The organism is Pseudarthrobacter sp. AG30 (genome assembly GCF_003116525.1).
Classification (GTDB): Bacteria; Actinomycetota; Actinomycetes; order Actinomycetales; family Micrococcaceae; genus Arthrobacter.
Map to the genome: position 1 here is coordinate 120747 of NZ_QEHL01000003.1, position 21268 is coordinate 142014.

Below are 21268 nucleotides of genomic sequence, written 5' to 3' on the forward strand. Positions count from 1 at the left end.
CCCCAACGGCCGCCCATGATCCCCGCAAATTTGGCTCAAGATTCGGACCGGGGCGCCGGCGACCAGGGCGGCAGCGCGCCGGTGCCCGCCCGGACCAAGCCCTCAGCGCAGCCCGGCGAGTGCCGCAGAAATTGCCGAAAGCCGCCTGGTCGAGGCAAGTCCCAGATGATACACGTGCAGTTCGTCGGCGCCGGCCGCATGAAGTGCGCCCCACTCGCCGGCCAGCCCGCCGCCGTCGGGCGCCTTTGGCGGCAGCGCCAGGACGTACGCGCCGGTGCGCACACCGTTGGCTGACATGGCTTGGACCGTCAGCGCACCGTCGTCCGGGTTGCCCCAGCAAGGCACGACGGCGGTCACGTCACCACGCTGCCTCCACAGCCGGCTCCTGCGCAGCGCCTCCACCGGCAGGAACGGTCCCGTGTTCCAGGGATCCGGGGACGCGTGCAAGGAGATTTGGGGATTGGAGCCGGAGGCTGCAACGGCCGTCAGGCACTGATCGAGAAGCGCTGCGGCGGCGTCCCACCTGACCTCCAGCAGCGGAAGGAAGTCCTGCGCCCCGGCCGCTGTGGCTGCGGTGAGCCCGGGATCCTCTGATTCCATAACTGCTGCACGCACCCGGTCCTGCTCCACGTCAGCCGGCAGGCCGCGAGCCTCATAGGAAGCCTTGCATGCCTCGCAGAAACACAGCGACAGCAGAGCCTGCACCCATGGTGAGTACTCCGCGCCCTCCGTCTTTTCATGCCTGTTCTGGTGGCTGAATCCCAGCGGCCCCACAGCTTCCAGGATGAGGCCGTCGGGCTGCCCGTGGGCCAGGACCTGGGCCACGATGCCGGCGGCGTAACCGCGGACCTCCGGGTGCGAGGGGCACAGGGCATAGCTGTAGACCTCGCCGAAGGCGTTGCGCACGCACATGCCGGGGTTGTTGCCCCCGGCTGCGCTTGAGTGGGTCAGGACCGTCCATGCGTCCACCGGGATGTTGGCGGCACGGAGTACCGAAGCGGCCTCACCGAACGCGTTGTCCGTGCCCGTCCATTCGCTCGCACTGCCCGGGACGATGGGGTTGGCTGCGAACGCATCCGCGGCGGGAACATAGAGTGCCGCGGATTGGGCGTCCACCACGCGGCGGCCGGGGTGCCTTGGCGTGCCGGCCCGCACCGAATGGTAAGCCGCCGCAAGCGCCACGCGATCCACGCCGCTGGCCTTGATCCAGTGAACGGCTCCGGGGTCACCCAGCACGTCCCAGGGATAGAGGTAGCCGGTGGCCCGCGGCGCCTGCGTGCCTACCACCGGGGGAGGTCCGCCGTGAAGTCGGGAACGAAGCGCTGCATGTAGCCGGTGTCATCGCGGGCCGTCATCCGGGCGTCCAGGTACTGCTGGTGCAGTTCGGCCAGTTTGTCCCGATCCAGTTCCACGCCCAAACCCGTGCCTGTGGGAACCCGGACGCTGCCGTCCTCGAAGCGCAGGGCGCCGGGCTTGACCACATCGTTGTGCCCGTTCCAGGGATAGTGGGTGTCACAGGCGTACGTCAGGGCCGGGGTGGCCGCGGCCACGTGCACCATGGCGGCGAGGCTGATGCCCAGGTGGGAGTTGGAGTGCATGGACAATCCTATTCCGAACGTCTCACAGATGGCTCCGAGCTCCCGGGTGTGGCGCAGGCCGCCCCAGTAGTGGTGGTCGCCGAGGATGACCTGGACTGAGTCCAGTTCGACGCTCCGCTTGATGTGCTCGAACGCAACGACGCACATGTTGGTGGCCAGGGGCATGGTGGCTACGGCGGCCACCTGCCCCATTCCCTCAAGGCCCGGCGTCGGATCCTCCAGGTACTCCAGCAAACCCTCGGTTTCCCGGGCAACCCACTGGGACGTTTCCACTGTCCATGCGGTGTTGGGGTCGAGCCGCAGCGGCATGTCCGGAAACGCTTCGCGAAGGGCCCTGATGGCTTCGATTTCCTCCGCCGGCGGGAAGACTCCGCCCTTGAGTTTGATGGACTTGAACCCGTAATCGGCAATCATCTTTTGTGCCTGCCTGACGATGCCCGCGGGGTCCAGCGCCTCACCCCACTCGTCGCCGATGGCAGGTTTGCCGTCCATGGCCGGATGCTCCTTCCACTTGTAGAAGAGGTAGGCGCTGAAGGGAACTTCGTTGCGGACGGTGCCGCCCAGCAGTTCACTGACAGTCCGGCCCGTGGCGTGTCCCTGGATGTCCAGCGCGGCAACCTCGAAGGCGGAGAAGACGGCTGCCCGTTCGAACGCGGACAGGGCGGGGTCGAGGGCCTGGTTGATCAGCTGTTCCATCCGGGTGGTCTCGAAGACATTCACGCCTTTGATGGCGTTGGCCCCTACAGCAAGGTTGTCCAGCCGGCTGCGGCCGCCGGCGCATTCGCCCAGCCCCAGCAGGCCGTTGGCTGTCCGGACCTCAATGACCACCCGGTGGACCAAGGGTTCGTGCACTCCGACGGCGTTCAGCAGCGGAGGGTCTGAGAACGCAATGGGTGTGATGGTGATATCCGTGATGATGAGGTCCGCCGCTACGGGTGTGGACGCTGCGTGGATGGTGGTGCTGGTTTTCATAAGGTTTCTTTCGTGGAATGGGCGGCGGGGGAGTGAAGGGTATGCCCTACCCCTTGGTGGCGCCCGAAGTGATGCCGCGGATCATGGAGCGTTGCAGGAAGAGGTACACCAGGAGGCTGGGAATCATGGCCATCAGGGCGCCGGCCAGCAGTACGCCGGGGCCCACCGTGGTGTCATTGCGCAGCACCGAGAGCGCGACGGTCAGGGTGTAGTCGCTGGGGTCATTGGCGGCGATGAGGGGCAGCAGGTACTGGTCCCAGACCATCATGAAGCCGAAGATTCCGATGACGCCGAGGGCGGGTTTGCAGAGCGGCAGGATGATGGTGAACAGCATCCGGAATTCGCCCACTCCGTCCAGCCGGGCGGCTTCCTCGATCTCGCCCGGGATCTCCTTCATGAATTCACTCATGATGAAGATGGAGAAACCCCAGATGCCCACCGGGAGGATGACGGCCAGGACGGAACCGCGCAGGCTGATCCCCAGCAGCGGCAAATCTCCAAGGACCAAGGACAGCGGGATGCCGATGATCTCTTCCGGCAGCATCATGGTCATCAGGACCAGGAGCAGCACCAGCGCCTGTCCCCGGAACTTCCTCCGGCTCAGGCTGTAGGCGGCGAACACCGATACGGTCATCTGCAGCAGGAGTCCGCCGCCGGCCACCACCAGGGAGTTCAGCAGGTAACCCCACAGCCCTTGTTGCGTGGCCGCCTCAAAATTCCGCAGCGTGAAGCTCTTGGGCAGCAGCGATATGTCCGTGGGGCTGGAATTCCGGTCAAAGGCACCGGAAATGATGGCCACGAAGGGCAGCGCAAAGATGCAGAAGACCAGCACGCAGAGCAGGACGCGGAGGACCATGTTCGGCCCCAGCCGGGGAGACCAGCCCAATGCGGTGTCGAATCGCGCGCCGGCGGAAGGCTTGGCTGGGCGCGCCTTGGGGCGGGAAACGGTATGGGTCATCGTACGGCCTTCCTTTTGCCAACAAGCTGTGTCCCCACCGTGAGCAGCAGGGTGACCACCAGCAGTAGGACGGCGGCCGCAGACGCGACCCCGATGTCATTGCGTTGGAATCCGAGAGAGTACATGCGCGTCATCCAGACTTCGGTGGACCCGGCGGGACCGCCGCCGGTGAGTACGTAGACCTCGGTGAAACTTCGAAGGCTCCGGATGGCGGCCAGGGTCAGGACAATCACCAGCGATGGGCGCAGGGCCGGCAAAGTGATATAGCGCAGACGCTGCCAGACGCTGGCTCCGTCCACCCCCGCCGATTCGTAGAGGGAACGGTCCACGCCGGTGAGGCCGGCGAGAATGATCACCATGTTGTAGGGTGCGCCGCTCCAGATGCCGACGACGGCGATGGACCACAGTGCCGTGTCCGTACCGTTGAGGAACTGCAGCGGACCGAGTCCCAGCCAGCCCAGGATATTGTTCAGCGGTCCGTCAGCGGTGGGAAAGTACAGGATCCGCCAGATCTCGCCTACGACGGCCAGGGCCGTCACAACAGGCAGGAAGATGGTGGTGCGCAGGATCCACAGCGACCGGGCCTGGCCTTCAAGGAGGAGGGCCAACGCGAACCCGACCACGAGGGCGCCCAGCGTCTGGGTTACGCCGAGTACCACCGTGTGGCCCAGGGCTTCCATGAACCGGGCGTCCGTCAGGACGCTGATGTAGTTGTCCATGCCGACAAACACGTCCCCCAGGAACGGCTGGACCTTGAAGAAGCTCAGCCGGATGCCCTCGACCATGGGGATGAACTTGAAATAGAGGCCCAGCACGGCCGCCGGCACCAGGAAGAGCCAGATGGCCAGGAGTTGCTTGCCGTTGCTGCGCTTCCTGCGCACCGGCACCTGCCCCGTGTCCGGAGCTCCGGTCAGCGACCGTGCTGGTTTGGTTGGGGCTGTGGTCATGACTTCGCGTTCTGGCTTGTCAGTTCGTTGTTGATGGCGGTGTCAAGGTCCTTGAGGCCGGACGACACGTTGTCTGCAGCGCAGTCGGAGGCGATCTTGTTCAGTGCTTCCGCGGCGGCCTGCTTGATCGGGACGAAGTTGATGGCGGACGGGAAGGCCTTCGAAGAGTTCTTCAACGCATCCTGGACCACGGCCCAGCGCGGATCGTTGTAGACGGCGGCGGCATCGACGCCCGAATTCACGGGAACCCGGACGATCGGCTGCTTGCCGGCGGTCATGCCCGCCTTCTGCCCCTCTGCCGAGACGAGGTAGTCGATGACCTGCTTGGTCTGGTCCTTCTTGCCATTGGTGGCAGTGACGTAGATGTTCTCGCCTTCTGCCAGGACGGTGTTGTCCTTGCTGCCCTTCGGGGTCTCGATGACCTCGTACTTGTCCTTGCCGAGCGAGGCATCGAACGAGGAGAAGTTGTAGGGGCCGGTCAGGATGATGCCTGTTTTGCCGGTCTGGAAGAATGGGGTCGCGGCGCTCGTGGCCGCGGTGAGGGCGCCCGGCTGGGTGTTGCCCGGGGTGCAGAACTGCTGCTTGATCCACGTGACGCCCGCTTGGGCGCCGGAGGCGGAGGCCGAGTACTTGCCGTTGCCGTCGTCCTTGAGGTAGGCCCCGCCGTCCTGCCAGAGGTAGGAGGAGGCCCACCAGCCGAAGTAGCCGCGCTCTGTGGAGCCGGGAACAGTCATGCCATAGGTGTCGGCCTGGCCGTTGCCGTCGGGGTCCTGCGTGGCGAAAGCGGTTGCGAGCTTTGCCAGGTCCTCCTGCGTCTTGGGGATGGGCAGGCCCAGCTTTTCACGCCAGTCTTCGCGGATCATCGTCACCATGGTCTGGCGGGAAAACGGTACGCCGTAGGTGGAGCCGTCCAGGCCTTGTGTTTCCTTCCACAGGGAGTCCGGGATCGTGTCATTTCCTGCGACGGAGGACTTGTCAATCTTCTGCAGGTAGCCCTGGGATGTGTAGTTGCCCAACGCAGCTGAGTCGTTGATGACGATGTCGGGCAGTTTCTTGGACGCCGCCCTGGTCTGAAGCTGCTGGTCCAGGTCCGGGACACCCTGGAAGTTGACCTGCACACCCGTCTTGGCGGTGAACTCCTTGAACAGTGCGGAGTAAGTGGTGGCGGCATCGGTTCCGGCTCGCGCCCACACCTCGATGGGTTGTCCATCATCCTTCGCCGCCGGTGCCGAGGATCCGCTGCCGCAACCGGTCAGCAAGGCAGCCGAAGCTATGGACAGCGCCAGCGCCGCCCGGGAGCGGGACTTGAATTTCGAATCCACTCTGATTCTCCTTTTTACATATATAAATGACTGTTACTATGTGAAACGTACTTCATGAGAGTGTGATCATGGTCACAGGCTGTCAACCACTGGAGGAAATCTTGGCCGCACGATCGAAGCCCGTCACTGTTGCCGTCACCGGAGGGGCGGGAATGATGGCCACGCTGCTGCGGCCTTATCTGGCAGAGGCCGGATATGCCGTCCGCCTGCTGGACCTGGCAGAGGCTGCCGACCCCCGTGCGCACGAGTCGGTATACGTGGGATCGGTAACGGACCCCGACTTCATGAACGCCGCCCTGGCCGGAGTCACCGGGGTTGTGCATTGGGGCGGCCTGCACCGCGAGATGACGTGGGAGGAAATTGTGTCCACCAACATCACGGGCACCCAGGTGACGCTTGAAGCGGCCCGTCGCAACGGCGTCGACCGTGTCCTCCTGGCCAGCTCCACGCACGCCGTGGGATTCCATCCCACGCACGCGGCGGCAGAGGATGCTGTCCTGGCGCCGCGCCCGGACACCTACTACGGCGTCAGCAAAGCCGCCGTGGAGGCGCTGGGCAGCCTGTACGCCGACAAGTTCGGCATGAAGGTGGTCAGTGCGCGCATCGGCACCGGCGGTGCGCGGCCGGACAACCTGCGGACCCTTGGTTCGTGGCTCTCCCCGGCGGATTCCTTCCGCCTGGTGGAGGCGGCACTCAGCGATGCGGGCGCGCCCGGCCACCATGTGGTGTGGGCGGTATCCGCCAACAGCCGGGGATGGGCGAACCTGGAAGCCGGCCGTGCCATCGGATTTGAGCCGCGGGACAATGCGGAAGAATTCGCCGGCGACGTTGACACCACGACTCCCGATGAATGGGCTGCACTCCTTGGCGGCGCCTGGGCGGGCAGTGACCATAAGGTGGGAATAGACAACTACCCGCACCTGGCCGTCAAATGAGTTGCGGCGAGCCGGGGCTGTGGCGACAGGGGGAGCACTGATGGCATCACTCGAGGTCCAGGAGAGTCCGCGCGGGGAGGCGCCGGGCGGCGACGTGAAACTGGTAAAGTCCGCCGAGCGCACCATCGCGATCCTCGAGCTGGTCGCTGCGGCCCCGCAGCCGCTGACAACCGCCGAGATCTTCAAACTGACCGGCTATCCGCGCTCCAGCCTGCACTGGCTGCTGCTGACTTTGCTTGAGCTGAACTGGATCGAGCAGACGCCGGAGGGCGCCTACCGGATCGGGACGCATGCACTCCTGTGCGGCACCGCGTACCTTGACCGTGATCCTGTGATGGAACATGTCTCCGGCATCCTGGAAAAAGTCCGCAACGCGACCACTTTCACCACCCACTACGCCCGCCTGGACCGTTCCGACGTCATCTACCTGGCCACCCGGCAGGCAGTGGACCGCCGCCGGCTTTCCTCCCGGGTGGGCCGCAAGCTGCCGGCCCAGGTGACTGCGCTGGGAAAGGCCATCCTGTCCGAATACACCGACGAGGAAGTAAGGCAACGGCTTGGTCCGGGACCCTACGCCCCGCTGACCCCCAACACGGTGCCTGACTTCGGGGCGCTGCAGGCAGAGCTGGCCGAATTCCGGAAAACCGGGCACGCCGTGGAGTGGGAACAGAACACGGTTGGGCTGTGCTGCGTCAGTGTGGTGGTCCCGTACCGCATCCCCGGCACGGACGCCATGAGCTGCTCCATGCCGATTGAGCTGGCCACCGATGACGTCATCGAAAAGACCGTGGAGACCCTGCACTCAGCGGCCGGCGAACTGGCCCGCACTTTGCGCGCCGCAGGCATCCGCTAGGCCTTCCCTCAGGGCCTGGCTGCCGATCCACCGGCCCCTGGCGGCAGCAGGGCGCTACGCCTCCCCGGCCCCGGCGTACAGGGCCAGCAAATCCCGGCTGAACTCGTGGGGCGAGGTTTCGCAGGGGCTGTGGCCACCCCGGTACACCCCGATCCGCGCCTTGATGGCCTGGGCAAACTGCCGGTGCAGGCTCAGCGGCCACAGGTCGTGGTCACCGACCGCTACGAATTTGGGCAGGGATGCCCCGGCCAGCTCCTGCCGGACATCCGGAACATGCTGCATGAGGGTGTAGATGTCCCGGATTGAGGCCCGCCGGGTGAAACGGAATCGATAGTTCACGAACCGCTGCCTGCCCCGCGGGACCCTCGCCACCCGGCCGCTGCGGATGCCCCAGATGAGCAGGGCGGCCCCTGCCCGGCCGTTCACCCACGTGCTGAACCGGCCGATCCTGCCCACTCCCTTGAAGCCATGTCCCGGTTCGGGCGGGCAGGCCAGCAGCGTCAAGGACCGGAAAAGCCCGGGCCGCTCCACATAGGCGAGCTGGGCGATGATGGCGGCGAACGAGTACCCAACCACATGGACCGGCGTTGCCGTCGTCTCCAGGACGGCCACAAAGTCATCCACGAACAGCCGGTAGTCGTAATGGTTGCGTGGCGGAACCAGATTCTCCGGGCCGGCCCCGGCTGACTGGTGTTGGCCTGCAAGGTCGTAAGCGAGAACAAAGTAACCCGCCGCGGCGAGGTCCGGCATCATCAGGGAAAAATCCTCTTTCGACCCCGTGGCGCCGGGGACCAGCACGACGCAGGGATCATCCGGATCGCCCAACGCGACAGCCGCAAGCTTGCCGCTCGGCACGTCGATGGTGAAGTCCACCGAGCCTGGCGGCGGGACTGCCCAGTCGACGTCGCCGAGCCCCGCATCCAGCTGTGCGGCCGCGTCCACCCGGGCACGACCGAGGTCCCCCGGGTCTTCCCCGTTTCCGCTCCGGCCAGGCTTTGCCATGGTCCCAACATAGTCCGGTAAGCCCTACGCCGGGCCGCCTCCGAGAATCCGGCGTGCATCGGCCTGCGCTTGGAGTTGGGCCGTGCTGACCACGTCACCCGCCACGTTGCCGCCGGTGGAGGCCATGGTGCGCAGTTCCGCAACCGTCCGGGGCGGGTTCTCGCTGTGCGCGACCACGTGGCAGTTCCGGCACAGCGGGACGAGATCGGCTACGGGGTCAAGCTGATAGCTGTTCCCCAGCATCTCTGCCGGAACCAGGTGGTGAACGGCAACCATGGCGGCACCGGCCACTCCGTAGGTGGCTTCAAAGGAAAAGCCGCAGGCCGCGCAGGACGTGCCATGGAACGCCAAACACAACCTGCGCGCATCCGGGTCCCGCTCGTAACGGTTCAGTTGGACGTGGCGGACGGCAGACGGGGGAAAGGTTCCACCGGGGATTTCATCAGGATCCGTCATCGCAGGACCTTGGCCACGCCACAGCCTGTGAAGAGCCGGCTCGGACTCCGGCGGGACTTCCACCAAGGACTGCGCGGACTCACCGGCGGGGAAGCCACCCGGAAACGCGGACTCAATGATTTCAAGGCCGGTCTGTTCACCCACGGGCAGCAGCGAGTCGAAGACCACCGTGATGAACCAGCCAGTGTCTGAGGCATGGTCGGCTGCGGGGACCTGGTAAGGCTCGGACTCCACCAGCCCGTGGCCGATCAGGCCATTGCCCTGCCCGCCGCCGCGCAGCAGCAGCCAGGCGTCCGTTCCCGGGACTGCTTCCGGCCGGGAATCGAGTTTCCACCGGTCCACGAACCTGCCGGATTCCATGACCTGTTCGACGGCGGCACGGTAGTCCCGGCGATGCAGGTCATCGGCGTCCACGGCCAGTATTACTGCAGCCACCGTTCACCTTGCCTTGGCGCGCGGGGCCGGCCCCCACCGTGCAGCGGGATTTAGATCGGTTCCTTGGCCAGCGCCTTGGTCTTGGCGGGTGTTTCGCGTCCCAGCCTTTCATCAAGCGTGACCCGGAGCCTGGCCGCAGCGACCTGGACCCGGCGCTCGGCGGGGCGTGCCTTCTTTGTGGCCGAGGGGGCAGCGGCTTTCCGTGCGGGGTGGACATAACGGTGCTCAGGCGACGTTGCGCTCATGGTCCAACCTCCTCGGCATTTTCTTCGTCTTTCGTTTCATTCTCGCCCAAGATGGCGCGGCCGTCCACGCCGGCCGCCTCCTCCCATGGGCCCGTGTCCGTCTCAGTGTCCTCTCCGTTCTCTTCCCCGGAGACGCTCTTCCAGGCAATATCGAACAGCTCGAGCTCCTCGGTGCGCGCGAGCCCGCTCCGTGCCAGCACCTCCAGGGTGGCCAGCCCCAGCGCTTTGGTTCCTTCGCCCGGGTCCAGGGCCCTGTCCAAGGCCCACTGGGTCCGCCGCCACCACTCGGCCCGGCGGGACTTTTGGCCCTTTGTCCGGCTTGGTCCTGGTTCCATCCTGATTCCACGCAGTAAGGAGAGGGACATGGGTACTCTGGCCAGCCGGATTGGTGTGATCGTGCTTGCGCTGGGTGTCCTCCTGGTGGCGGTGCCGGCGGCGAGCGCCGCGGGTGCGCCCGTGGCCATCGTTGTGGAGGACACCGCAGGGGTGCTGGACCAGAACACGCTGGTCCCCGCCGTCGAAAGTATCCAGTTCTACGAACCCACCCGTATCGCAGTCTTCACCTACAACGGAACCGCCGCGGACAACCTTAACGAAAAGGTCCTCGCGTTTGCCCGGTCCCGGCATCCGGAATGGATCAGTGCGGATGGGCAGAAATGGGCGGACGGGTTGTTCATTTTCGCGCTCGATCCTGTGGGCCGCCACGTGGGGACATACATGGGTGAGGACCGGAAAGTGTCCTTGGAGCAGCGTGGCGACATCCAGGACGCGTCGAAGGAACTCTTCCGTGACGCCCAGTGGACCGACGGCACCGTGGCCGGCATCCGCCGGGCCGCCGAGCTCATCAACCAGCCATGGTACCGCTCTGCCGGGTTCCTCATCACAGTGTGGGTAACGGGCGGGCTGGCGGCGCTGGGCGCAGCCGCATGGCTTACAGTCCGCGGCGTGACACGGGCCAGGTGCCGCAGGCAGATTGATCGGGGGGACCGCAGCTATTCCAACGTCAGCATGGACCTGGAGGTCACGGAGCTGAACGCGGGCACCATCCCCGAATCGTCGCGCTATGGCAGCCAGGTCCTGGAGAAGCACCGCACTTTCCTGAGCCGGTACGCAGCCACCACGGACTTGTCCAACCAGGTGCATGCGCTCCCGCGGCGAGCGCTGAGCCGGCGGAAAAGCCTCAATCTTGCCCGCGAATTCGCCGACAACGCAGCCCGGCTGGATGCCCTGGATGACGTCATCGCGGACAGCAACGCCCTGCTGAACCGCGCCGCCACCTGGCCCACGGCCTGGGACCGGCAGCTTGCACCGTTCCGCGAGGACTTAGCCGGGCTGGAGCAGCTCCTGAGCAAGAGGCACGGGCAGGGCGAGTCCGCCAGCGCGGCGGCCCTGCGGTCCTTCAGAGACGAAAGCCTGCGGGAGATCGAGCGCTGGACGGCTGACCTGGCCGACGGAACAATCACGCCGGAGCAGGCACTGGACCGGCTCTACGATGCCCGTTCCCGGCTGTCGGAGCTGTTGGAGCAGCACGCCGAAACGGTCATCCAGGGGTTCGCCAGGAATGAGGACGAGGCGCGCTTGATGCGGGAGAAAATGGACGCCGCCCATGAAGGGCCCACCCACCACGGGCAGCGCAGGTACGAACCCAGCATCCTTGGCACGTGCTATCCCACATACCAGTTCTTCTCCGTTGCCACCTTCAACTCCGGGTTCACCACCGGCATCGGCAGTGTCAACTCGGCCAGGGGCGGCGGCAGCACCACCGGGTACGGCAGCACCGGCGGGAGCTTTTCCGGGTCGGGCAGTTCGTCAAGCTTCTAGTTCCGGTGGCGGTATTCGGGGGCCTACGCGACGCCGAGCGCACCCAACCGGCCGATTCCGCGCCGGATGCTGTACCGGGTGGGTGCTGCGGGAGCGAGGACGAGTCCCGCTGGTGGCACCACGTCACGGATCAGTCCGGTCCCGGCACATTCCCGGACTTCTTCTATGGCCGCGGCCGCCGACCGCTTGTCCGTGAACGGGCCGGAGACAGCCAGAACGTGGCCGTCCGGCATCACAAGCCGGAACCGGATCCTGGCGGATGTACAACCACAGCGGTGTTCCGGCCCAGACCACCATCCCAGAGGGCACGGCCCGCGTTTAGGGCCCAAAGTCCCGGTTGGCCGGTTCCGGCTGCCGGGCAGGGCCCACGGCAGGGCGCCGAATACCAAGGCCACCAGCGGCAGGCTCCCGTCAAAGAGCAACACGCCCAGGCCTCTTCATGCCTGGGCTCCGCCATATGGGGCGCCGGCGTAGACAGCACCATTCGGCCCGGCTGTCAGGCGGTTCCGTTGGTTCACCCAAAGAGGTACCAAGTGCCCTGTTCTGTGGCGCCGGTCCTTGCAAGACTGCAGGCCTGAGTGGAGGGAAAACCGATGGCCGGCGTGAATGAGGACGACGTGGACGAGAAGCCCGCCAATACCGAACAGCTCCGGGTGGAGCTGGAGGACGCTGCATCCCGCAAGTGGTGGGCCCGTATCCTCTACACACTCGGCTCACAGTACGGGAGCACACAGTTCCGGTTCGTAGGAAAAGCCGACGACGGCCGTCGGCTCTACGTCAGCGACACGTTTCCCGGGCCGCCGCTGAACCAGACTCCTCCTGAGGAACAGTGGGCCCCGGGCCTGCAGGCCAGCCTCCGCCAACTGCGCCGGGACATAGCCCGTGACGGGTGGCAAATATCTGCCCGCGGCACACAGCCTTGGGATCTGACCTTCAGCCGTGCCAGGAGTTGACCGACGGCGTCTGCCCTGCCTTAGGCAACGGGCCTGCCTTAGGCAACGGGCCAAACCACCTTGGTCTGCCACGTGGCCGGATCCGGCTGCTTTTCCAGATCGCTCAAGTAGTATTCCCACACCACCCCGCCCGGGGTGGCGCCGTCTTCCTCCATGCGCTGCCGGATGGCATCGTAGGTGGTGCCCAACGTGTCATACGGGCCGCTGTGGATGGCCTCATACGCATCGGTGTCGGGAAGCGTCCCGCTGGCCACCTCGTCTGTTCCGTGAAAGCGTCCCGCGACGGGGAAACCCGCTTCGACGTCCACTGATTCGCCAGGCATACCGTGGTACAGCGCGAACGGCGGGCCTGCAGGGCTGGCGCCCTGCATCTGGACAGCCGCCATGACGGCACCGAAGGCCCTGCCAAAAAAGCCTGTCAGTGCGTCCATCGGGACGCGTTCGCGGACCACTGCCACAGCCTGCTCCGCAACGTGGGTCTTCCGCGGTTCCTGCCCATTTCCGTTCATGCCACCAGCATTGCCGCGAGGCCGGTTACATGACAGGGCCAAAGGTCACACCGCCACAGGGAGCGACGAGCTCGGTGCCGGGTCCAAATGCCCTACCCCAGGCAGTGCCGGACCGGTACGTTCGGCTCTATGCGTGAACACCATCGGTACACAGCTTTGAAGTGTCCTGAATGAGGAAGCCGGCCGCCCCGCCCACGGCGTCGGGCGGGCGCCTCGATGGAGTTGACCCCGAAGGGCCCGCAAAGTCCCCCGCGGAGAAGGCGTGGCGTTTCACCAAGCAGTATCCCGTCGTCGCGCTGACGTGCCTGGTGCTGGCGGCCACGCTGGTGCTGATGCAATCCGGCCTGGAACTGCAGGTCCGGATCCTGGCCTCTGCCTATGCCGCTGTGATCGTGGTACTGCGTTCCGCCGGGATGGTCCGCGCCCTGCGGGAAGGGCGCTGGGGGATCGACCTCCTGGCGCTCATGGCGATCGGCAGCACCGTGGCAGTGGGCGAATACCTGGCCGCCCTGGTGGTCATCCTCATGTTGACCGGCGGGGAAGCGCTCGAAAACTTCGCCCAGGGACGTGCCGCCCGGGAGCTGCGGTCCCTGCTGGACCGGGCACCCCGCTTCGCGCACCGCGAGCGAGCCGGGACCGTGCTCGAAGATATCCCGATCGGCGAGGTGGTGCCGGGGGACGTGCTGATGGTACGCCCCTCCGAGCTGGTGCCGGTGGACGGCACGCTGCTGTCTGAAACGGCCAGCCTTGACGAATCTTCGCTGACGGGCGAGAGCCTTCCCGTGGAACACGCAAGGGGGCAGGTGCTGCTCAGCGGATCGGTGAACGGTGTGGCAGCAATCCGCATGCGGGCATCGGCCACCGCGGCCGACTCCCAGTACAGCCGCATCATCGCCCTGGTGGAGGAAGCATCAACCAGCCGGGCCCCGGTGGTGAGGCTCGCTGACCGGTACGCCGTCCCCTTCACCCTCCTGGCACTGGCCATGGCCGCCACGGCCTGGATCCTGTCAGGTGAAGCGCTCCGCTTTGCACAGGTCCTGGTGGTGGCTACGCCCTGCCCGCTCCTGATCGCGGCGCCGGTGGCTTTCCTGGCCGGCACCAGCCAGGCCGCGCACAAGGGCATCATCATCAAGAACACCCGGACCCTCGAGCAACTTGCGAAGGCGCAGACAGCGGTTTTCGACAAGACCGGAACCCTCACCTCCGGGCGTCCCGTCCTTGACGAGGTCCGGGTGGCCCCGGGCAAGGGCGGGTCCCTGGGCAGCCACCGGATCCTGCAGCTGGCTGCCTCGGCTGAACAATACTCCTCGCACGTCCTGGCAGGCTCGGTGATCGAGGCGGCACAGTTGGCCAACCTGGAGCTCCTGCCGGTACAGCAGGCGGCCGAAACTGCCACGCACGGGGTGGAAGCTGTCTGCGGCGGCCGGCGCGTGGTGGTGGGCAAAGCAGCTTTGGTCAGCAATGTCTCGACCGGGTTCCGTGAAACACCGGTCCACAGCGGCCAGCTGGCCATCCACGTGGCCGTGGACGGCGAGTACGCCGGTGCGCTGGTCATGAAGGATCCGTTACGCCGCAACGCCGTGGATACCCTGGCACAGTTGAACTCCCTGGGAGTGCGGAACACCATGCTGCTGACCGGGGACGCCCAAGCCACCGCGGCGCACATTGCCGAGGAAGCGGGAATCGGCCGCGTGCAGGCGGAATGTCTGCCGGAGGACAAAGTCAACACCGTGGCCGCCATCCGGGAACGCCCGGTCATCATGGTGGGCGACGGCGTCAACGACGCGCCCGTCCTGGCCGCCGCCGAGGTAGGAATAGCCATGGGCGCCAAAGGCGCAACGGCCGCCAGCGAATCGGCCGACGTGGTAATCATGCTCGATGACCTGTCCAAGGTGGCCCAGGCCGTCGCCATCGGCAAACGGACGGTAGCCGTGGCCCTGGTGAGCATCTGGACCGGGATAGGGCTCAGCCTGGTCCTGATGGCCATCGCCATGACTGGGTACATTCCCGCCGTCGCCGGTGCCCTCCTGCAGGAGCTGGTGGACCTGGCCACCATCCTGAACGGCCTGCGCGCTCTCCACGGTGCCGACCCGACGCGGATGGCAGGCTCCAGGCGCCCTTCGCCTGCTGCCGGCGTTGTCCGCCCGTCAGCATGACTTTCGGCCCTTCCGCCCAAATGCACCAGCGGCCAACGTGGTGGTATGAACGCAGAAACAGTGGCCAAGCCCGTCATCGTTGGCGTGGACGGTTCCGAATATTCCTCCGCCGCCCTGCGGTATGCCGGCAAGCTGGCCGCCCGCCTGGGGACCCGCCTTGAGGTCATCACATGCGTCGGGATGCCCGACTACCTGGTGACCTCACGCCTCGAGGGGGCAGACCGGCAGTTCACCGCGAGGCTGGAGGACGCCGCCGAACGGCTCGTGGAGGACGCCCTGGGCCGGGCCTTCCCGGGCGAGCGGCCGGCGAACGTCGATGTGGACGTCAAATTCGGGCCACCGGCGAAGGTGCTGGTGGACGAAAGCCGCCGGGCGCAGATGCTGGTGGTGGGCAGGCATGGAGAGGGCGGCCTCCTTAAGCAGTCCATGGGGTCCGTCACCAAGGCGTGCGCAGCGCACTCCGCCTGCCCGGTGCTCCTGGTGGGCCAGGAGGCGGACGCTGTGTGAGGACCGCGGAGGGCCTGACATCTGCAAGGGCCGCGCAACTCCTGGAACAGGCCGGCCCCAACCAGCTGCCCACTGAAAAACCCGTCCCGCAATGGCGGAAGCTCTGGGCCGAGATGACGCACTTCTTCGCCCTCATGCTCTGGTGTGCCGCCGGGTTGGCCTTCATTGCCGACATGCCCCAGCTGGCGGTGGCGATCGTCGTCGTCGTGATCGTCAACGGCGTGTTTGCCCACATCCAGCAAGAACGCGCCCAGCACGCCGCAGCCAAGCTGCGCGCCCTGCTGCCGGCCGACGTCATGGTCCGCCGGGACGGGAAGGTGCAGACCGTCCACGCCAGCGCACTGGTGGTGGGCGACGTGGTCCTGCTCGCTGCCGGAGACCGGCTCCCCGCCGACATGGCCCTCATGCTGGCCTCGGCATGCGCGGTGGATGAATCGATGCTGACCGGCGAAAGCGAATCGGTCTCCAAAGCGGCGGGAGACCGGGTCTGGGGCGGCACCTTCATGGTCAACGGTTACGGGGAAGCGACCGTCACGGCGACCGGCGCCAACACCAGGCTGGCCGGAATCGCCGACCTCACCAGCAAAGCGGTTTCGCCCCCCACACCACTGTCCCTGGAACTGCGCCGGATCGTCCGGGTCACCGCGGCGATGGCGCTGGGAATCGCGGCCGTCTTCTTCATGGCCTCATTGCTGGTGGGTTTCCAATGGCGCGATTCGTTCCTCTTCGCCATTGGCGTTGCCGTGGCGCTGGTACCGGAGGGGCTCCTTCCCACCGTGACTCTCTCCCTTGCCATGGGCGCACAGCGGATGGCTGCACGCAACGGACTGGTGCGCAACCTCGAAGCAGTCGAAACGCTCGGGTCCACAACATTCATCTGCACCGACAAAACCGGCACCCTGACCCAGAACCGGATGAACGCCGTCGAAGTCTTCACCGCGGACGGATCCGTCCACGTGACCGGCGACGGGTATGGCCCCGACGCCGACGTGCAGGGACACGGAATGGACAAGGCGGCCGCCGCCGCACTCGCAGCACGGGCGGCGTCGCAGGGCCGGGCCGAGCTGCACGGCGGGCAGTGGCGCGCGCAAGGAGATCCGATGGAAGCAGCCCTGGACGTCCTGGCCCGCAGGCTGACTGGAACCGGACCCGGGGCAGCCCCTGCGCGGCGGTTGCCTTTTGACCCGGTGCGGCGCCGGGAATCTGCCCTTGTGGGAGCGGACCTGTTCTGCAAGGGCGCCCCCGAAACTGTGCTCCCGGTGTGCGGCTCGGTGCCGCCGCACGTCAAGGAACATGTTGAAGTGATGGCATCACGTGGCTTGCGCGTCATCGCCGTCGCGCGGCGGAGACTCGGGGGAGTGCCGGCAACATGGCAGACCGGCACGCCGGCCGACCTCGAAACCGGGCTGGAATTCCTCGGCCTGATTGGCCTCCAGGATCCGCCTCGCCCCGATGTGGGCGACGTGATTGGGATTGCGCGCCGGGCCGGCCTGAAGATCGCCATGATTACCGGTGACCACCCGGGGACCGCGGCAGCGATTGCCCGCCAAATCGGCCTGACGGGATCACCCGAATGTGTCCTTGAAGGTTCGGACCTTCCCGCGGACGACCAGGTTCTGGGGGCCCTTTTGGACCGGGACGGGGTAGTAGTCAGCAGGGTATCGCCCGAGCAGAAGCTCCGCGTCGCCAGGGCCCTGCAGGCCCGTGGGCATGTGGTGGCCATGACCGGCGACGGCGTCAACGACGGCCCTGCCCTCCGCGAAGCCGATATCGGCGTGGCCATGGGGCTCAGCGGGACCGACGTGGCGCGGGAGGCGTCGGACCTGGTGCTCCTTGACGACCACTTCGGCACCATCGTCGCAGCCATCGAGCAGGGCCGTGCCACCTACGCCAACATCCACCGCTTCCTCACCTACCACCTCACTGACAATGTGGCGGAACTGACCCCCTTCGTCATTTGGGCACTTTCCGGCGGGCAGTTTCCGCTGGCGTTGGGGGTGCTCCAGATCCTTGCCCTGGACATTGGCACCGACCTGCTGCCGGCCCTGGCGCTCGGGGCGGAGGCGCCGGGCAAACGTGTCCTGTCCCGTCCGCCCGAACGCCGGCACCTCATGGACAGGCGGCTGATCATCAGGGTTTTCTGCATCCTGGGGCCGGTGGAGGCCATGACGGAAATGGCGGTGTTCGCCGCTGTCCTCGCCGCGGGCGGCTGGACCCGGGGGCAACCACCGGCTCCCGGCCTCCTGGCGGCCGCATCCGGCGCCGCCTTCATGGCGGTGGTCCTGGGGCAGCTCGCCAACGCCTTCGCGTGCCGGAGCGCCACCGTGCCGCCGTGGAAGCTGGGATGGGGGACCAACAGGCTGCTGGTGTGGGCCGTGCTGGCTGAAGTGGCCATCCTGGCAGCATGCCTCTACGTGCCCTATCTTGCGGCAGTGCTGGGCCAGGCCCCGCCTACCCCCATGGGCATGGCCCTCGCCCTCCTCGCCGCCCCCGCCGTCCTGGCAGCCGACTGGATCCACAAAGCTGTCCGGAACCGCCTGCGGCCGGCCCAGGGGTCCGCCGTGGCGTAAGTACTGGTGCCGCCAGGGGGCGGCACCGGGACCAAAGACTCTGCCTGCCCTGCCCGGCGGCCGCCAGAATCGAGCCATGAGTGCCCCCGCAGAAGCCGTCCTGGCCAACGTCAATGTCACCTGGATCGAAGACACCGGGCTCGCGGACATACCTTCGGTTGGCGGCAAGAACGCATCCCTGGGTGAGCTGAGCCGGTCCCTCCAATCCACGGGAGTGCGGGTTCCCGAAGCATTCGCCACGACTGCCGCCGCCTACCGGACCTTCCTGGCAGCCAACGGCCTGGAACCGGGGATCCGGCAGCACATGGATGACCACCGCGCCGGCCGGGCAACGCTGCGCCAGGCGGGCGCAGCCATCCGGGAACTGTTCCTGCAAGCGAGTTTTCCCGACGCCATCGCCACAGACATCCAGGAACACTACCGTGACCTGTGCCGCCGGACGGGGCAGGCCCAGGTGCCCGTGGCCGTGCGCAGCAGCGCCACGGCAGAGGACCTGCCCGATGCCAGCTTCGCCGGGCAGCAGGAGACCTTCCTGAACGTGGCGGGCGAGCGCGGCGTCCTTGATGCCTGCAGGCGCTGCTACGCATCGTTGTTCACCGACCGCGCCATCAGCTACCGGGAGATGAAGGGCTATGACCACCTGGACGTCGCCCTTTCCGTGGGGGTCCAAAGAATGGTCCGGTCCGACGTCGGCGCTTCCGGGGTGATGTTCTCGATTGACACCGAATCAGGCTTTCCCGACGTTGTGGTGATCAGCGCCGCCTGGGGGCTGGGGGAGACCGTGGTCCAGGGCACCATCAACCCGGACAAATACCAGGTGTTCAAGCCGCTGCTGGCCGACCCGCGGTTCAGTCCCGTCATCGAACGGGCCGTGGGCGCCAAGGAGCGCAAGATGGTGTACAGCCAGGGCGGTGATGCACGGACCCGGACCGTTGACACCAGTGAACGCGAGCGGCGCTCGCTGGTGCTGAGCGACCCGGAAATTGTCCTCCTGGCCCGGTGGGCCGCCGCCGTCGAACAGCATTACGGGCGGCCGATGGACATGGAGTGGGCAAAGGACGGCCTGACCGGTGACCTTTTCATGGTGCAGGCGCGGCCGGAAACTGTCCAGGCGCGCAGAAGCGCCTCCACCTTCCGGACCTACCACCTCCTGCACCCCGGCCCGGTCCTGGCAACCGGGGCGGCGATTGGCGATGCCATCGCCAAGGGCGCGGCGTGCGTGATCCGCGATGCGAAGGACATCGAGTCTTTCGTTCACGGTTCCGTGCTGGTCACCCGGATGACCGACCCCGACTGGGTGCCGGTCATGAAGCGCGCCGCCGGCATCGTCACCGATCACGGCGGGACCACGAGCCATGCCGCGATCGTCAGCCGTGAGCTTGGCGTGCCGGCCGTCGTCGGAACGCGCAACGCAACGGAGATACTGTCCGACGGCGCCCCGGTCACCTTGTCCTGCGCGGAAGGGGAGGAGGGGCGCGTCTATGAAGGACTGTTGGAGTACTCAGTGGAGGATGTGGACATGGCGGGTCTTCCCGCCACCCGAACGGATGTGATGGTCAACATCGCCAGCCCGGCCGCGGCGTTCAAATGGTGGCGGCTGCCTGCAGCCGGGGTGGGACTGGCCCGGATGGAGTTCATCATCAACAGCCTGATCCGCGTCCACCCCATGGCCTTGGTCCATCCGGAAAAAGTGACTGATCCGCAGGAAGCAGACCTCATCAGGCGGCTCACCAGCGGCTACGACGACCCGCAGGAGTACTTCGTGGACATGCTGGCGACGGGAATCGCCAAGATCGCCGCTCCCTTCCATCCGAAACCGGTGATCGTCCGGCTCAGCGACTTCAAGAGCAACGAATACAGCCACCTGGTGGGCGGCAGGTTCTTCGAACGTCCCGAGGAGAACCCCATGATTGGCTTCCGCGGCGCCTCCCGCTACTACAGCAACCACTACCGGGAAGGGTTCGCCCTGGAGTGCAGGGCCCTCAAACGGGTCCGGGAGCAGGCAGGATTCCGCAATGTCATCGTCATGGTCCCCTTCTGCCGCACAGTCGGCGAAGCGGACCAGGTCATCGAGGCGATGGCGGAGCACGGCCTGGTCCGTGGCGCTGACGGCCTGCAGCTCTACATGATGTGCGAGATCCCATCCAACGTGGTCCTGGCCGAGGAATTCGCCAAGCGCTTTGACGGCTTCTCCATCGGGTCCAACGACCTTACCCAGCTGGTCCTGGGAGTGGACCGCGACTCCGAGGAGCTTGCCGGCCTCTTCGATGAACGCGACCCCGCCGTGACGGCGCTCATTGCCGAGGCCATCCGCAAAGCCCACGCGGCCGGCATCAAGATCGGAATCTGCGGGCAGGGGCCCAGCAACCATCCGGACCTTGCCGAATTCCTGGTCGGCCAGGGCATCGACTCCGTTTCGTTGAACCCGGACACCTACGTCAAAACAGTTCCGGTCATCGCCGCAGCTGAAGCTGCGGCCGGCAAGGCGTCCTAAGCCAGCTGGACATAGAAAGTGCCTGGTCCCCGTGGGGGCCAGGCACCGGCGTCGTCCGCCCGGCGCTGCTCAGCCCCTGGTGATGGGGATCTTCGACGCGCTGGCTTCGACCGCCTGGTCAGGCATCGGGGCACGGACCTCCAGGACGCCGTCCTTGTAGGCGGCGGTGACGTCCGCCTGTTGGACGCCACCGGGAAGCGGAATACGCCGGACGAAGGACCCGTACCGGAACTCGGAGCGGTAACTGCCTTTGTCCTTGTGTTCCTTCTTTTCCTCCCGCTGCGCCTTGATGGACAGCACGCCGTCGGAAACGGTGACGTCAACATCCTTTTCGGGGTCGATGCCGGGCAGCTCAGCCCGTACTACGAGGGTATTGCCGTCCACCATCTCCTCCACCCGGATGGCGGAAGTTCCCACGTCACCTTCAAAAAGCCGTTCGATGACGTCCAAGGGTGAGCGCCGTGAATCGAACCATTTCATCAGGTCAGTCATTACTGCCTCCTGCTCAAGTGGAAGCCGGACCATCGGATCGCCC

Annotated in this window: 20 protein-coding genes; 8 read left to right on the forward strand and 12 right to left on the reverse strand. The window is 66.4% G+C overall.

Annotated elements, in window-relative coordinates; all coding sequences use genetic code 11:
• Window positions 1-102: 102 nt before the first annotated feature.
• The 5 genes from DC347_RS03775 to DC347_RS03795 are packed head-to-tail and all read right to left on the reverse strand — an operon-like array spanning window position 103 to window position 5797.
• Window positions 103-1287 carry a hypothetical protein gene (locus DC347_RS03775; RefSeq protein ID WP_109044492.1) on the reverse strand — a complete coding sequence of 395 codons (1185 nt, stop codon included), beginning with the start codon at window positions 1285-1287 and terminating at the stop codon, window positions 103-105.
• Window positions 1281-2570, reverse strand: a complete 1290-nt coding sequence (locus DC347_RS03780; RefSeq protein WP_109044493.1) for a glucarate dehydratase family protein — start codon at window positions 2568-2570, stop codon at window positions 1281-1283. The genes DC347_RS03775 and DC347_RS03780 overlap by 7 nt, the downstream gene beginning before the upstream one ends.
• A gap of 46 nt (window positions 2571-2616) precedes the next feature.
• A complete protein-coding gene (locus DC347_RS03785) occupies window positions 2617-3528 on the reverse strand; it encodes a carbohydrate ABC transporter permease (protein ID WP_018761517.1) in 912 nt (303 codons plus the stop codon).
• Window positions 3525-4475, reverse strand: a complete 951-nt coding sequence (locus DC347_RS03790; RefSeq protein ID WP_018761516.1) for a carbohydrate ABC transporter permease — start codon at window positions 4473-4475, stop codon at window positions 3525-3527. The genes DC347_RS03785 and DC347_RS03790 overlap by 4 nt, the downstream gene beginning before the upstream one ends.
• Window positions 4472-5797, reverse strand: coding sequence for an ABC transporter substrate-binding protein (locus DC347_RS03795; protein WP_109044494.1), 1326 nt, complete (start codon window positions 5795-5797; stop codon window positions 4472-4474). Before DC347_RS03795 ends, DC347_RS03790 begins: the two co-directional genes overlap by 4 nt.
• Before the next feature lie 101 nt (window positions 5798-5898).
• Here DC347_RS03795 and DC347_RS03800 point away from each other — a divergent pair, with 101 nt between their 5' ends.
• Both DC347_RS03800 and DC347_RS03805 read left to right on the forward strand, forming a co-directional pair.
• On the forward strand, window positions 5899-6732 hold the full coding sequence (locus DC347_RS03800) for an NAD(P)-dependent oxidoreductase (protein ID WP_240617685.1): 834 nt from the start codon (window positions 5899-5901) through the stop codon (window positions 6730-6732).
• A 40-nt stretch (window positions 6733-6772) separates the two neighbouring features.
• A complete protein-coding gene (locus tag DC347_RS03805; protein WP_109044495.1) occupies window positions 6773-7585 on the forward strand; it encodes an IclR family transcriptional regulator in 813 nt (270 codons plus the stop codon).
• Window positions 7586-7639: 54 nt separating this feature from the next.
• Here the strand turns inward: DC347_RS03805 and DC347_RS03810 are convergent, their stop codons facing one another.
• The 4 genes from DC347_RS03810 to DC347_RS03825 are packed head-to-tail and all read right to left on the reverse strand — an operon-like array spanning window position 7640 to window position 10058.
• A complete protein-coding gene (locus DC347_RS03810) occupies window positions 7640-8587 on the reverse strand; it encodes an alpha/beta fold hydrolase (protein WP_206073877.1) in 948 nt (315 codons plus the stop codon).
• Between the two features lie 24 nt (window positions 8588-8611).
• Complete coding sequence (locus DC347_RS03815; protein WP_240617686.1) at window positions 8612-9478, reverse strand: restriction endonuclease; 867 nt, start codon at window positions 9476-9478, stop codon at window positions 8612-8614.
• A 50-nt stretch (window positions 9479-9528) separates the two neighbouring features.
• Window positions 9529-9723: a hypothetical protein gene (locus DC347_RS03820; RefSeq protein ID WP_109044496.1), complete on the reverse strand. Its 195-nt coding sequence runs from the start codon at window positions 9721-9723 to the stop codon at window positions 9529-9531.
• Window positions 9720-10058, reverse strand: coding sequence for a hypothetical protein (locus tag DC347_RS03825; RefSeq protein WP_240617687.1), 339 nt, complete (start codon window positions 10056-10058; stop codon window positions 9720-9722). The genes DC347_RS03820 and DC347_RS03825 overlap by 4 nt, the downstream gene beginning before the upstream one ends.
• Before the next feature lie 28 nt (window positions 10059-10086).
• Between DC347_RS03825 and DC347_RS03830 the strand changes: the two genes are divergently transcribed.
• The gene (locus DC347_RS03830; RefSeq protein WP_109044497.1) at window positions 10087-11544 is read left to right on the forward strand and encodes a DUF5129 domain-containing protein; all 1458 of its coding nucleotides are present in this window, start codon (window positions 10087-10089) and stop codon (window positions 11542-11544) included.
• A gap of 23 nt (window positions 11545-11567) precedes the next feature.
• Here DC347_RS03830 and DC347_RS03835 read toward each other — a convergent pair whose 3' ends face one another.
• Window positions 11568-11846, reverse strand: a complete 279-nt coding sequence (locus DC347_RS03835) for a YegP family protein (protein ID WP_255414768.1) — start codon at window positions 11844-11846, stop codon at window positions 11568-11570.
• A 291-nt stretch (window positions 11847-12137) separates the two neighbouring features.
• Here DC347_RS03835 and DC347_RS03840 point away from each other — a divergent pair, with 291 nt between their 5' ends.
• Window positions 12138-12497, forward strand: coding sequence for a hypothetical protein (locus DC347_RS03840; RefSeq protein WP_109044499.1), 360 nt, complete (start codon window positions 12138-12140; stop codon window positions 12495-12497).
• Between the two features lie 38 nt (window positions 12498-12535).
• Here the strand turns inward: DC347_RS03840 and DC347_RS03845 are convergent, their stop codons facing one another.
• Complete coding sequence (locus DC347_RS03845; RefSeq protein ID WP_109044500.1) at window positions 12536-13006, reverse strand: GyrI-like domain-containing protein; 471 nt, start codon at window positions 13004-13006, stop codon at window positions 12536-12538.
• A 170-nt stretch (window positions 13007-13176) separates the two neighbouring features.
• Here DC347_RS03845 and DC347_RS03850 point away from each other — a divergent pair, with 170 nt between their 5' ends.
• The 4 genes from DC347_RS03850 (at window position 13177) to ppsA (ending at window position 20733) form a co-directional block, all read left to right on the forward strand.
• Window positions 13177-15162 (forward strand): heavy metal translocating P-type ATPase, encoded by a 1986-nt coding sequence (locus tag DC347_RS03850; RefSeq protein ID WP_109044501.1) that lies wholly within the window; start codon window positions 13177-13179, stop codon window positions 15160-15162.
• Between the two features lie 45 nt (window positions 15163-15207).
• Window positions 15208-15669, forward strand: coding sequence for a universal stress protein (locus DC347_RS03855; protein ID WP_018761504.1), 462 nt, complete (start codon window positions 15208-15210; stop codon window positions 15667-15669).
• Window positions 15666-18239 carry a cation-transporting P-type ATPase gene (locus DC347_RS03860; RefSeq protein ID WP_109044502.1) on the forward strand — a complete coding sequence of 858 codons (2574 nt, stop codon included), beginning with the start codon at window positions 15666-15668 and terminating at the stop codon, window positions 18237-18239. Before DC347_RS03855 ends, DC347_RS03860 begins: the two co-directional genes overlap by 4 nt.
• 76 nt (window positions 18240-18315) lie before the next feature.
• On the forward strand, window positions 18316-20733 hold the full coding sequence (gene ppsA, locus DC347_RS03865) for a phosphoenolpyruvate synthase (RefSeq protein ID WP_109044503.1): 2418 nt from the start codon (window positions 18316-18318) through the stop codon (window positions 20731-20733).
• A gap of 69 nt (window positions 20734-20802) precedes the next feature.
• On the opposite strand, the gene DC347_RS03870 is transcribed toward ppsA, so the two are convergent.
• Entirely contained in the window at window positions 20803-21225 is a 423-nt protein-coding gene (locus DC347_RS03870; protein WP_018761501.1) for an Hsp20/alpha crystallin family protein, read from the reverse strand.
• Window positions 21226-21268: the final 43 nt, after the last annotated feature.